General features: G+C 65.0%; 13 protein-coding genes and 1 pseudogene. 5 read left to right on the top strand and 9 right to left on the bottom strand.

The window, feature by feature from the left end; all coding sequences use genetic code 11:
- Positions 1-138: 138 nt before the first annotated feature.
- Positions 139-3,633, bottom strand: coding sequence for an indolepyruvate ferredoxin oxidoreductase family protein (locus ACTUWL_RS31040; protein ID WP_021080625.1), 3,495 nt, complete (start codon positions 3,631-3,633; stop codon positions 139-141).
- Positions 3,634-3,876: 243 nt separating this feature from the next.
- Between ACTUWL_RS31040 and ACTUWL_RS31035 the strand changes: the two genes are divergently transcribed.
- Positions 3,877-5,103 carry a cytochrome c gene (locus ACTUWL_RS31035; protein ID WP_021080626.1) on the top strand — a complete coding sequence of 409 codons (1,227 nt, stop codon included), beginning with the start codon at positions 3,877-3,879 and terminating at the stop codon, positions 5,101-5,103.
- A 24-nt stretch (positions 5,104-5,127) separates the two neighbouring features.
- Here the strand turns inward: ACTUWL_RS31035 and ACTUWL_RS31030 are convergent, their stop codons facing one another.
- Positions 5,128-5,769, bottom strand: coding sequence for a trimeric intracellular cation channel family protein (locus ACTUWL_RS31030; protein ID WP_021080627.1), 642 nt, complete (start codon positions 5,767-5,769; stop codon positions 5,128-5,130).
- A gap of 143 nt (positions 5,770-5,912) precedes the next feature.
- Between ACTUWL_RS31030 and ACTUWL_RS31025 the strand changes: the two genes are divergently transcribed.
- On the top strand, positions 5,913-6,344 hold the full coding sequence (locus ACTUWL_RS31025; protein ID WP_021080628.1) for a hypothetical protein: 432 nt from the start codon (positions 5,913-5,915) through the stop codon (positions 6,342-6,344).
- 65 nt (positions 6,345-6,409) lie between these two features.
- On the opposite strand, the gene ACTUWL_RS31020 is transcribed toward ACTUWL_RS31025, so the two are convergent.
- The 3 genes from ACTUWL_RS31020 to ACTUWL_RS31010 are packed head-to-tail and all read right to left on the bottom strand — an operon-like array spanning position 6,410 to position 7,976.
- Entirely contained in the window at positions 6,410-7,228 is an 819-nt protein-coding gene (locus ACTUWL_RS31020; protein ID WP_021080629.1) for an isocitrate lyase/PEP mutase family protein, read from the bottom strand.
- A 56-nt stretch (positions 7,229-7,284) separates the two neighbouring features.
- Complete coding sequence (locus ACTUWL_RS31015; protein ID WP_021080630.1) at positions 7,285-7,635, bottom strand: antibiotic biosynthesis monooxygenase family protein; 351 nt, start codon at positions 7,633-7,635, stop codon at positions 7,285-7,287.
- A 32-nt stretch (positions 7,636-7,667) separates the two neighbouring features.
- Entirely contained in the window at positions 7,668-7,976 is a 309-nt protein-coding gene (locus ACTUWL_RS31010; RefSeq protein ID WP_021080631.1) for an NIPSNAP family protein, read from the bottom strand.
- Between the two features lie 101 nt (positions 7,977-8,077).
- Here ACTUWL_RS31010 and ACTUWL_RS31005 point away from each other — a divergent pair, with 101 nt between their 5' ends.
- Positions 8,078-8,773: an ArsR/SmtB family transcription factor gene (locus ACTUWL_RS31005; protein WP_021080632.1), complete on the top strand. Its 696-nt coding sequence runs from the start codon at positions 8,078-8,080 to the stop codon at positions 8,771-8,773.
- 310 nt (positions 8,774-9,083) lie between these two features.
- On the top strand, positions 9,084-9,332 hold the full coding sequence (locus ACTUWL_RS31000; RefSeq protein WP_021080633.1) for a GCG_CRPN prefix-to-repeats domain-containing protein: 249 nt from the start codon (positions 9,084-9,086) through the stop codon (positions 9,330-9,332).
- A 91-nt stretch (positions 9,333-9,423) separates the two neighbouring features.
- Here the strand turns inward: ACTUWL_RS31000 and ACTUWL_RS30995 are convergent, their stop codons facing one another.
- Complete coding sequence (locus ACTUWL_RS30995) at positions 9,424-9,726, bottom strand: twin-arginine translocation signal domain-containing protein (protein WP_021080634.1); 303 nt, start codon at positions 9,724-9,726, stop codon at positions 9,424-9,426.
- A 295-nt stretch (positions 9,727-10,021) separates the two neighbouring features.
- Between ACTUWL_RS30995 and ACTUWL_RS30990 the strand changes: the two genes are divergently transcribed.
- The gene (locus ACTUWL_RS30990; protein WP_021080635.1) at positions 10,022-10,372 is read left to right on the top strand and encodes a cupin domain-containing protein; all 351 of its coding nucleotides are present in this window, start codon (positions 10,022-10,024) and stop codon (positions 10,370-10,372) included.
- A gap of 40 nt (positions 10,373-10,412) precedes the next feature.
- Here ACTUWL_RS30990 and ACTUWL_RS30985 read toward each other — a convergent pair.
- The 3 genes and pseudogenes from ACTUWL_RS30985 to ACTUWL_RS30975 form a co-directional block, all read right to left on the bottom strand.
- Positions 10,413-11,402: pseudogene (locus ACTUWL_RS30985) on the bottom strand (IS30 family transposase); the annotation flags it as partial.
- 237 nt (positions 11,403-11,639) lie between these two features.
- Positions 11,640-12,182, bottom strand: coding sequence for a GNAT family N-acetyltransferase (locus ACTUWL_RS30980; RefSeq protein ID WP_146160405.1), 543 nt, complete (start codon positions 12,180-12,182; stop codon positions 11,640-11,642).
- Between the two features lie 17 nt (positions 12,183-12,199).
- The gene (locus tag ACTUWL_RS30975) at positions 12,200-12,547 is read right to left on the bottom strand and encodes a hypothetical protein (protein WP_021081615.1); all 348 of its coding nucleotides are present in this window, start codon (positions 12,545-12,547) and stop codon (positions 12,200-12,202) included.
- Positions 12,548-12,580: the final 33 nt, after the last annotated feature.

The following is a 12,580-nucleotide window of genomic DNA, read 5'->3' as shown; positions in this document are numbered from 1 at the left end:
GTCGTCGTCCCGGCGAAAGCCGGGACCCACAGGGATGTAGTGGTTAGAACGCGCTATGGCCCCAGCAGTAGGCAACAACAAACTTCAGTGTTTATGGGTCCCGGCCTTCGCCGGGACGACATCCGATATGCGGCAACACTACTCCGCCGCCATCTGCCGCGGCGCGGGCGGCGGGTTGGCGAGGTCGGCGGCGAGTTGCGCGTAGCGAACCTTTGCCTCCTTGACCGCCTTGTCCTTCACCGGACCGTAGCCGCGGATGCGCTCCGGCAGCGACAGCAACTCGACCGCGATGTCGTGATTGAGCGGCGACAGCAGGTTCAGCACGGTGGCGACATCCTTCTCGTATCCCCCGATCAGATCACGTTCGAGCTTGCGGTCGGCGCTGTAGCCGAAGATGTCGAGCGGCGTTCCGCGCAAGAAGCGGAAGCGGGCCATCACCTTGAAGGCCGACATCATCCACGACCCGAAGGCGCGCTTCTTCGGTCGGCCCTGGGCGTCGAGCCCGCCGCCGAGGATCGGCGGCGCGAGATTGAAGTTGAACTTGAACTCGCCCTCGAACTGATCGCGCAGCTGCTTCTCGAAGCGGCCATCGGTGAACAGCCGCGCCACCTCGTACTCGTCCTTGTAGGCGAGCAGCTTGGCGTAGTTGATCGCAACCGCGCGCGGCAGCGCCTCGCCGTAGCCGCCCTTGACGGCGGCATCGCGCACCTGGTCGACCAGCTTGCGATAGCGCTTGGCCAACCGTCCGTTCTGATAGTCAGTCAGAAGGCTCATGCGATGGGTGATGATCTCGTCGAGCGACATCGCATCCAGCGACTTGACGGGTGCTGCGTCGTCATCCTGCCCCTTCATCATCGCAGCGAGCCGCGCCGGATCGGCGGCAGCGAGCCGCCCGAGCTGGAACGCCTGCGTGTTCATCTTGATCGAGACGCCGTTGACCTCGATCGCCTGCTGGATCGATTCCGCAGACAGCGGCAGCAAGCCGCGCTGATAGGCAAAGCCCATCATCATGATGTTGGTGGCGATGGAGTCGCCGAGCAGCGCTTCGGCCGGCTTGGTGAAGTCGAAGAACGCGGAGTCCTTGCGCAACTCGGTCTCCAGCACGCCGGTGACCTTGCGGGTCTGGAAGTTGAAGTCACGGTTGAGGATGAAGTCCGCGGTCGGGATGATGTGGCTGTTGATGATGCCGACGGTACGGCTCGCCTCGCACAGCGTGATGGTGTCCTTCGACACCGCGACGACCTCGTCGGCCGCGAGCACCAGATCGGCGGTGCCGGTCACGATGCGCGAGCAGGTCACGTCGGCGGTGTGCTCGGAGAGCCGGACATGGCTCAGCACCGCGCCGCCCTTCTGCGCGAGGCCGGACATGTCGAGGATCATCGAGGCCTTGCCCTCGATATGCGCGGCCATGCCGAGCAGCGCGCCGATCGTCAGCACGCCGGTGCCGCCGACACCGCCGACCGCAATGTTGTAGGGCCGGTCGAGCGCGGGCTTCGAGGCCGGCTCCGGCAAGGCGCCGATATCGCCGAGTTCAGTGGGCGCGCGGCGCTTGAGGGTGCCGCCGTCGACCGTGACGAAGGACGGGCAGAAACCCTTCACACAGGAATAGTCCTTGTTGCAGGTCGACTGGTTGATGGTGCGCTTGCGCCCCAGTTCGGTCTCCAGCGGCTCGACCGAGATGCAGTTCGACTGTACCGAGCAGTCGCCGCAGCCTTCGCAGACGGCAGGATTGATCAGCACGCGGCGCGCCGGGTCCTCCATCAGGCCGCGCTTGCGGCGGCGGCGCTTTTCGGCGGCGCAGGTCTGCACGAACACGATCGCCGAGGTGCCCTTGGTGTCGCGGCACATCTTCTGGACATTCTCGAGCTCGTCGCGATGGAACAGCTTGACGCCGGGCGCGATCGTATCGGCCGGATAGGCGTCGGGATTTTCCGAGACCAGATAGATTTCGCGGATGCCTTCGGCGTGGAGCTGGAAGGTGATCTGCTGCGGCGACAAATCGCCATCGTGGCGCTGCCCGCCGGTCATCGCGACGGCATCGTTGTAGAGGATCTTGTAGGTGATGTTGGCCTTGGAGGCGATCGACTGGCGGATCGCGAGAATGCCGGAATGGAAATAGGTGCCGTCGCCGAGATTGGCGAAGATGTGGTTCTCGTTGGTGAAGGGCGCGATGCCGACCCACGGCACGCCCTCGCCGCCCATATGGGTGAAGGTCTCGGTCGAGCGGTTCATCCACAGCGCCATGAAGTGGCAGCCGATGCCGCCGAGCGCGCGGCTGCCTTCCGGCACCTTGGTCGAGGTGTTGTGCGGGCAGCCCGAGCAGAAATATGGCGTGCGGCTGACCGGTGCCGTCGCCTGCATATGGCTCGACTGGCGGCCGTTGAACCAGTCCGCCTTGGCGCGGAGCATCTCGGCGATTTCAGGATTGAGATTAAGTCGAAGCAGCCGTTCGGTGAGCGAGCTCGCCAGCGAGGCGACGCTGAGCTCGGCGGCGAAGGTCAGGAAGCGTTTGTCGTGATCGTCCATTTTGCCGACGATGCGCGGGCGCACGTCGTCGCGCCAGTTAAACAGCTCCTGCTTGACCTGGTTCTCGACGATCTCGCGGCGCTCCTCGACGATGAAGATCTCCTCGAGGCCGACGGCGAAGTTGCGCACGCCTTCCGGCTCCAGCGGCCAGGGCATGCCGATCTTGTAAAGGCGGAGGCCGATCTTGGCCGCGATCTCGGGCGTGATGCCGAGCTCGCGCAACGCCTGGCGGATGTCCTCATAGCTCTTGCCGGAGGCCATGATGCCGTAGCGCGCGTTCGGCGAATCCATCGTGATGCGGTTGACCTTGTTGGCGCGGGCAAAGGCGATCGCGGCAAAGCCCTTGTAGTCCTGCAACCGGCGGTCCTGCTCGAAACGGTCGTCGGGCCAGCGGATGTTGAGCCCACCCGGCGGCAGCTCGAAATCGGTCGGGATGATGAACGGCGTCATCTCGTCGGTGAGGTCGATCTCGGCCGTGGTCTCGACCGTCTCGGTGATCACCTTCATGCCGACCCAGCAGCCCGAGTAGCGCGACATCGCGATCCCCAGGAGGCCCATCTCGATCATTTCATGGATGCTGGAGGGGTAGAGGTAGGGCATCAGCGCTGAGATGAAGGCGTGGTCGGACTGATGCGGGACGGTGGAGGATTTTGCGCCGTGATCGTCGCCGGCGAGACAGAGCACGCCGCCATGCTTGGCGGAGCCTGCCGCGTTGCCGTGGCGGAATACATCGCCGCAGCGGTCGACGCCGGGGCCCTTGCCGTACCAGATGCCGACCGCGCCATCATATTTGGCACCGGCCGACAGCCCGAGCTGCTGCGAACCCCAGATCGCGGTAGCAGCCAAGTCCTCGTTCACGCCGGGCTGGAATTTGATGTTGTACTGCTCGAGATGCTTGCGGGCGGCGAACAACTGCTGGTCATAGCCGCCGAGGGGGGAACCGCGATAGCCGGAGATGAAGCCCGCCGTGTTGAGGCCTGCGGCGCGGTCGCGCCTGATCTGCGCCATCGGCAGGCGGACCAGCGCCTGAATGCCGGTCATGAAGACGTGGCCGGTGCCTTGGGTGTATTTCTGGTCGAGGCTGATAGGCCCTTGGTTGATTCCCATTTAGCCCTCTTTGCGCTGGTCGCGACGGCTGCTTTTTAGCTAGTCATCCGAGCTTGTTAGAACCAGTCTATGTCGGATTTTCCGGCCCGCGCAGCACAATTCTGGGCGACCAACCCCGTCGCCCGAAAATCGCAATATCGTGCCGGGAATATCGCAGCGCCGTTTCGGTTTCTGTCGCAGGACAGGCCCGCGGCGAAATGGCGTAACGCGTCTTGTGGACCGGAAGATGCGGAAGGTGAATGGATGCGGCGACGACATCGAACGGCCGGTGCGATTCTGGTCACAGCGCTGTTGTGCAGTGCGTTCGCGGCCCGCGAATGCGCCGCTGCGCCAACCGATGACATCATTGCCCGCGGCAAGGCGCTCACGATCGCCAGCGACTGCGCAAGCTGCCACACCGCCGATCCGGCAAAGCCGTTCGCCGGCGGCAAGCGGATCGACACGCCGTTCGGTGCGGTGTTTTCGCCAAACCTCACACCCGACCACGATACCGGGATCGGCGGCTGGAGCGAGGACGATTTCCTCCGCGCGCTGCGGATGGGGATCTCGCCAAGCGGGGCGCACTATTATCCGGCCTTCCCTTACCCCTCTTTCACGAAATTGATCCGCGACGACATCCTGGCGATCCGTGCCTATCTCGCGACGCTTCCGCCGGTCAGCAACAGACCGCCGCCGCCGCAGCTGCGCTGGCCGCTGAACTATCGCGTGCTGATGCGCGCCTGGAACGCGCTGTTCTTCACGCCTGGTATCATCCAGCCGGACCAGAGCAAGGGCGCGGACTGGAATCGCGGCCGCTATCTGGTCGAGGCGCTCGGCCATTGCGGCGCCTGCCACACGCCGAAGAATGCCTTCGGTGCCGACAAGCGCGATCACGCCTACGCGGGCAGCATGGTGCAGGGCATGTTCGCGCCGAGGCTCGACGGCGCCGAACGCAGCGGGCTGAAATCATGGAGCGCCGCTGACATCGTCGAATACCTGCAGAGCGGCCGCAACCGGCACAGCCATGCCGGCCCCCTGATGTCGGAGGTGGTGGTCAATTCGACCTCGAAGATGAGCGACGCCGACGTGCGCGCCATTGCGGTCTATCTGAAGAGCCTGCCCGCCGGCGCGCCGGAGCCGCAGGTTAGCACACCCGCGCCGGCGCAAATGAGCAACGGCGAGCGGATCTATCGCGGCGCCTGCGTCGCCTGCCATGAACTCGACGGCTCCGGTAGCCCACGGATCTATCCGCCGCTGCCCGGCAATGCCAATCTGCAATCGGCCAATCCGGCGAGCACGCTGCGCATCATCCTCGATGGCGCGCAGACCCTGACCACGCCGCGCGCGCCCAACGCCGGTTCGATGCCGGCCTACCCGAAACTGACCGACCAGGAGGTCGCCGATGTCGCGACCTATATCCGCAATTCCTGGGGCAATGCGGCGCCGGCCGTGACGGTCGACGAGGTCGCCAAAGCGCGCGCAGCGAAGTGAAGGCACGGGCGGCAAGGTAGCGCCTCACCGCTCCTCGCCAGAGAACACGAATTTCGGCATCTCCCATTTGTAGCGGATCGCGAGCATCCGGAAGCTCAGGCCGAGCACGAAGGTCAGCAGGGTCCAGACCGGAGGATTGAGGTTCAGCCCGAACGCGGTGGCATAGAACAGCCCCGTCACCACCGAGACGCTGGCGTAGAGCTCGCTGCGGAACAGCAGCGGCACCTCGTTGCAGAGGATGTCGCGCAACACGCCGCCGGCGCAGCCGGTGATCATGCCGGAGACGATCACGATCGGCAGCGAGGCGTCGACCTGCCAGGCTACGTCGCAGCCGGCCATGGTGAACACCACGAGCCCGATCGCATCGAGCACCAGGAAGGCGAGATTTAGCCTGACCACCAGTCGCGCCAGCAGGATGGTGGCGAAGGCGCCGGCCGCCGCGACCGCAAGGTAGATCGGGTTCGCGACCCAGAGCAGCGGATAATGCCCGAGCAGCACGTCGCGGATGGTGCCGCCGCCGAGCGCCGTGATCGCGCCCAGCATGCAGACGCCCGCCCAATCCATGCTGCGTCGGCCGGCCGCCAGCGCCGCCGTCATCGATTGCGCCGCAACCGCGATGAACGAGAGCACGTGCAGCACCGAATCGGTGGGCGGCATGGTCCACATTGAAAAGGCCTCATGGAACAGGTTCGGAACCAGGAATCAGCGGTTCCTGCATGAACAGGTTGCAACATTGGCGCGGAACATCCCGACGCACCAGCCATTGTCCCCTGCGTTTAGCTTTGGGGTGCTAACGGAGGAACTTTGCAATGGCCTACAACCCTGACGATCCGTATCACGCCAACCTGACCGATGACGAAATCCGCCGTCAGGCGCGCTTCAACAGCCTGGACAACGAGTTGCAGCCCGATCCGGAACTGCAGGAGGGACCGGCCAGCGGCACCAAGGTCGCGATGTTCGCAGTTGCGGTGGCCGTAGTGCTCGGCGCGCTGTTCTACGGGTTGAACAATACGTCAGTCCACGAGGCGGGCACGACGCCGTCAACGCAGACCGCGCAGCAACAGCCCGCCAATCCGGCCGGGGCGCCCCCGGGCATGCGCGACGTGACGCCGAAGCCGAACAGCCAGCCGGGCGTGACCACGGGCGCGGCGCCGGCGCAGCCGGCCAGCCCGCCGCCGGACATGAACAAGTCTGACATGAACAAGCCCGCCGCCCCGCCGGCCGGGACTTCGAAGCAATAACCGACGACATTGACCAGGCGCGAGCAGCGGGCCCAAACGGCCCGCTGCTTTTTTGTACGCTAGATCTACTTGAACATCTTGTTGAGCTCGCCGCCGGGATAGCCGTTGGCGAACTCCGTGAAGGTGCCCTTCTCCGCCATTTCCTTCGCCGCCTTCATGACGCCGCTCCAGGCCATCCGCGCCAACGCGCCGCCGACGCTGATCCGCCGCACGCCGAGATCGCCGACCGCTTGCAGCGTCAGCTCGGACGCGCCGCCGATCAGGAGGTTGACCGGCTTCGGCGCCACCGCCTTCACGACCGCGGAAATCTCCTCTCTGGTTGAGATGCCGGGCGCGTACAGGACATCCGCCCCGGCTTCCGAATAGGCCTGCAGCCGCTCGATCACCAGATTGAGGTCCTTCTTGCCCCACAGGAACGCCTCGCAACGGCCGGTCAGCAGCGCGCCGCTGTTGTCGGCGTCGATTGCCTTGCGCGCAGCCCTGATGCGTTCGACCGCGAGCTTGTGCTCGAAGAGCACGTTGGCCGCATCGCCGGTGGAGTCCTCGATCGAGAGCCCGGCGACGCCGGTCTTGACGCCGCGCGCGACATTGATCGCAACCTGCTCCGGCTCGACGGCGAAGCCGCCCTCGAAATCCGCGTTGACGGGAATATCGACCGCCGCACAGATCGCGGTCAGGTGATCGCAGACGTCATCGACGGTGACGCGGTTGTCGGCCTTGGCGATGGTCCAGGCGAAGCCCGCGCTGGTCGAGGCCAACGCCTTGAAGCCGAGATGTTGCAGCGCGCGGGCGCTGCCGGCATCAAACGGGTTCGGGATGATGAAGCATCCGCTCTCGTGCAGCTTCTTGAAGGCTGCGCGTTTGTCAGCAGTTGTCAGTGGCATTGGTCGCTCCCTGAAGTCATTGGCCGCGCACACATAGGCGCGCGCGCTCGGAGGCGCTAGTGCGGCTCATGTACCGCGCGACTATCTTTCGGCGCCTGCTCGCGCTCGTTCAGTCCGTAGTCCCGCGTCACATTCGCAACGCGCAGGCGATAATTGTCGAAAATCCGCGCGCGGCCCTTGGCCTGGGTGCGGCGGTGCTCGACGGTGTTGCGCCAGGCTGCTACCGCGGCCTCGTCGCGGAAGAATGACAGCGACACGAACTTGCCCTTCTCGGTGATGCTCTCGAAGCGCTCGACCGAGATGAAGCCGTCGATCTCCTGCAGGATCGGCTTCAGTTCGGCGGTAAGGTCGAAATAGAGTTGCCGCTGCTCCGGCTTCGGCCAGACTTCGAAGATCACGGCGATCATGGGCGCCTCCGCTCATTGTTGTTGTGCGGCGACTATAGCTCGACCTTGCGCAAAAATGTCCGCTCCTCCGCGAGGATGAAGCGGTTTTGTTCCGCGAAGTTGAAGTTGGCCATGCCCTCGCTGTCCTGCCGCAGCCGCGCGCGATAGGCCTCGTAGGCGGCAAGGCTCTCGAACGAGATCAGCGCCGAGGCGATGTTGTTGGTGCCCTCGTGCGGCATCCAGTAGCCGAGCAGATCGCCGCCGCAGCGCGGGATGATCGAGAGCCAGTTCCGCGCATACTCCTCGAACATCGCGCGCTTGAACGGATCGAGCTGGTAGCGGATGAAGACGGTGATGGTCATTGATGGCCTCCTGAATTTTTCCGTCACCGCGGCCCGCGCAATGACGGCACGGTGAAGACTACCGCCTTGCCCAACCTCGATGCTTCGGCTATCATCGAACTATGAAAGCAGGACCCGACATCTCCCGGATCGCCGCTTTGGTCGGCGATCCCGCACGCTGCAACATGCTGACCGCGCTGATGACCGGCCGCGCGCTGACCGCGAGCGAGCTGGCGCAGGAGGCCGGCATCACGCCGCAAACCGCGAGCTCGCATCTCGCCAAGCTCGAGGCCGGCGGGCTGATCGAACCCGAGAAGCAGGGCCGCCACCGCTATTATCGTCTGAGCGACCCCGACGTCGCCGATGTGCTGGAAGGCCTGCAGGGCATCGCCGCCCGCGCCGGCCATATGCGCGTGCGCACCGGGCCGAAGGATCCGGCGCTGCGCCGCGCCCGCATCTGCTACGACCATCTCGCCGGCGATCTCGGCGTGCAGATGCTCGACAGCATGAAGCGGCAGAAGCTGGTTCGCCAGAGCAAGCAGGCGATCGAGCTGACCGGCGAAGGCAAGCGCTTCATGGCCGAGGAGCTGCAGATCGACGCCGACGCGCTGACCCATCCGCGCCGTCCGGTGTGCAAGGCCTGCCTCGACTGGAGCGAGCGGCGGCACCATCTCGCCGGCACGCTCGGCGCTGCGATGATGGACCGCTTCACCGAACTGAAATGGGCCGCGCGCGACGCGACACCGGGCAGCCGCGTGGTCAATTTCTCGCGCAACGGCGAGAAGCGTTTCGTAGCCCTGTTCGGCGCGGGCGAGTAACATCGCGCTTCCAGATCCGCATCGGCGATTTCATGCGCGCCGGTCGGTCACGCTTGTGTGGCGCTCCGATACATTTGCATCCGCATCGCGACGCGCGCTGCTCTCGCGCTTTTCGAAATGTTTCGAATTGATGCTGAGCTCGCTTGCGGCGCACTGACGCAGCCGTGAGCCACAACATTCATATCGCATTCAGTCCGCAACATTATGGTCGGGGACATCGGGCATGGCTTCTGCAATGATCCGGCCGGGCGAATCGGTAGTCTAAAGTTTGTTGCGGTGCCGCAGTGCGGCCCAGATAAAAGGAGACGACATGAAGTATCTTTTTGCAGCAGCAGTTTTGGTGACGACCGCATTCGCCGGCATCAGCGCCGCTGATGCTGCTGGTGGCTGTGGCCCCGGCTGGCATCGCGGCCCCTATGGCGGCTGTGTCAGGAATCGCGGCCCCGTCGTGGTCGCGCCCGGCCCGGTCGTGGTCGAGCGTCCCGTCGTGGTGGTGCCGCGCGTCCGCGCCTGCCCCTACGGCTTCGCCTGGCGTTACGGCCGCTGCCGCCCGATCTGATCGCGGCACGCCTCGCGCAAACAAAACCCCGCCTTGCGCGGGGTTTTTCTTTTGTGATGAGCGCGGCAGGCGCTGATGGCAGACGGTTCGATCACCAGCGGCGCCAGTGATGATGACGGCGCCAATGGCGGCGGCGCCAGCCCCAATGACGGTGGTGGTGCCAGCGTCGGTGATGCCAGTGCCGGTGGCCGTGATGCCAGCGCACCTGCTCCGGCTTCAGGCCGTCGACCTCGTCACCCGTGGTGACGGCCGGATGCGCATCGCTGCCCGCCGGCGCGCGTGCATCCTGGTTCAGGAGAAGCGGCGCGAGCGGCGCCGCCTGGGCGGTCACTGCGAACGTGGCGGCGCCGGCGGCGACACCGAAGGCGATCTTCAGAAAATCCCTGCGTTCCATGAGCATTTCCCTTTGTTGCTGAGTTGGATCAACCGCGCCCGGCAAGTTTTTTCGCCCCGACCTGAACACTCGCTGAACCGCGTGTTCACGTTTCGCGGAACTCGGTGCAACGGCTCACATTCGCGGCGTGTGATGTCACACAACCATCACGGCGTCACACGGAGCAAGGGCGGGTCAGCATCCGCGCAACCCGCGCTACGCACACTGCTCTTGGGCACCATGCCAATTCCGATGATGTCTGAGGCGAAACAACGGGGCTAGCATCGCGCCCCAACAACATCGCCGGGAGGCCGCCGTGAAGTCAGGACAACCGCTCAAGGATGCCAGTCACCTCTACGAAGTCGAACGCCGCGCCCTGCATGCCGCCCGCCCCGGCTTCCGCATCATGGAACTGCAGCTCTCGCCGACCCAGAAAGTGCCGTGGCACACCCACAGCAACATCTCCGACACGTTCTATGTGCTGGAGGGCCAGATGCGGCTGTTCCTGCAGGAGCCGAAGGAGGAAGTGAATTTGAAGGTCGGCGAAGTCTACGCCGTCCGCCCCACCCGGCCGCACCTCGTCACCAATGCCGGCACGAATTCGCTGACCTTCCTGATCCTGCAAGGCGTCGGGGAGTACGACTACGTGCCGCTGGCTTCGAATTAAGTCGCGCGACACTCCGCCGTCGTCCCGGCGAAAGCCGGGAGGTGGATTCACACTCGAAGTGCAACACTTGAGCAGCAAAGACCTCTGCCGGGGTCCTGAAGTCAAGGCATTTGCGCGGGGTGTTGTTGTAGGCGGCGATGGACTTGCGCAGGCGGCGGGTTGGCAGCTTTTCGAGGTCGGTGTTGCGCGGGATGAAGCGGCGCATGCGGCCGATGGCGTTCTCGATGCCCCCTTTTTGCCAGGGGGCGTGGGGATCGCAGAAGTACGTCTTGATCAAGAGGCTTTGCAAGGCAAGGTGAGATGCGAACTCGGTGCCGTTGTCGAAGGTGACGGTCTGGCGGATCGGCTGTGGCAGGACCTCGAACAGGCGTACGAGATGGTGAGCGACGCCGGAGGCGAGCTTGCTTGCGAGGGGGACGCCGAGCAACAGGCGGGAGGTGCGCTCATGCACGGCCAGGATCTGCTGACCGTATTTGGAGAACATCATGAGGTCGGCCTCCCAATGGCCCGGGGTCTTGCGATCGGCGACCTCGACGGGGCGCAGATCCAGCGAAACACGGCCTTCGATGAAGCTTGCGGGACTGCCGCCCCGCTTGCCGCGGCGACCGCGCTTGCTCTTGCCGCGCGGCAGGTAGCGCCGCCAGCTGAAGTCCGAGGTGCGGGTGAGCTGGGCATAAATGAAGCGGTAGATGCTCTCATAGGAGATCACCTTGCGGCCGTGCTCGCGAGCCAGCCGGCCGGCGACCTGCTCGGGCGACCAGCCCCGGCCAAGACGTTCCAACACCGCACGGCGCAGGCCGGCCTCCCGTTCGAGGCGAGAGCCCGTCCAGCGCCGCGCTCGCATCTGTTGCTGGGCATAGCTGGGCTTGTAGCCGACCTGAACGCCAGAATTACGGTTCAGCTCCCGAGAGATCGTTGATGGCGGGCGATCCAAAGCTGCCGCGATTTGCCGGATCGAGCTGCCACCGGCCGAAAGCCTGGCAATCTCGCATCGCTCCTCCAGGGAGAGCTGCTTGTAAGTCCGCCCCATGGCAACACCTCCAGTTGGAAGTGTTGCACTTCGTTTGTGAACTCAGGGGACCCATAACCGCAGGGTCGAGTTGTCGACGCAAGCTGTGGCCACAGCGTTGCAAGCCAACTTGCACTCGTGGTTATGGGTCTCGGGTCGCGCTTCGCTTGCCCGGGACGACGCGGCGGTCGATTCCGCTTCACATCGCAAGCAGCGATGAGAATGGGCGACCGCATCCTCGCGACGTAGATCGCGCGATCAGCCGCGCGGCCATCCCGTCGGCACGACCCAGACCAGCCCGCGCCAAGGCGCGCCGCGCGCCGACAGTGTCGTGAAATCACGCGCGGGATCGCGGACGAGATCGAGCCGCGCCATGACGGCCTGCGAGCGCGCGTTGTCTGCGCTGGTGTAGGACACGATCCCGCGCAGGCCGACGTCATCGATGGCATGCAATAACGCCGCCCTGGCGCTCTCGGTCGCATAGCCATGCCCCCAGGCGTTGCGCGCAAAACGCCAGCCGATCTCGACATGCGCGCCAAGCGGGTGCTCCCGCGACGATCGCGGCATCACGCCAGCATAGCCGAGGAATGCACCATCGATGGTCTCGACCGCCCATCGCGAGATGCCGTGGTCACGCTGCGCGGCAACGTATCGCTCGAATTTCTCGTCGCTATCCGCACGACCGATCGGTCCGCCATAGTCGGCCATGACCTCGGGATCGGCATGCATCGCCGCGAACGCCTCGCGATGGCGGTCGTCCCATCTGTGAAGTCGAAGGCGCGGCGTTTTGATCATGCGCATGCCCTCGCCTGTTCCGGTCACATCAGCTTCAGCGGCGCATCGTGAACCAGCCGCAGGTCGATATTGCCGATCAGCCGCGCCCGGCGCGCCTCGGCGGTGCTGATGGCGGCCTCGGTCTGCCGCAAGGTGCTGACGTTCGATCCGAGCGACACGATGCCGCCGAGCACCAGCGCAATCGACCCGAGCGCCGCGGTCTCACCCGAACCGAACAAGCCAAGCAGTGCGGCAAGCAGCAATGCGAACCCGCCCGCGATTGCCACCTTCGACCCAAGAATGATCCGCCGGGACCGTTCGGCGCTCTCGGCCAGATCCTCGATCTGCGCCTCGATCTCGGAAATCTGGTCGGTCGGCGCGTCGTCGGCCATCGAATTCGAACCTGTAGGCGGGTCAGGTGGAAG

Source organism: Bradyrhizobium sp. WCU1 (assembly GCF_053474805.1).
Note: the sequence above shows the minus strand (reverse complement) of the source record. Positions and strands in the feature narration are given on the sequence as shown.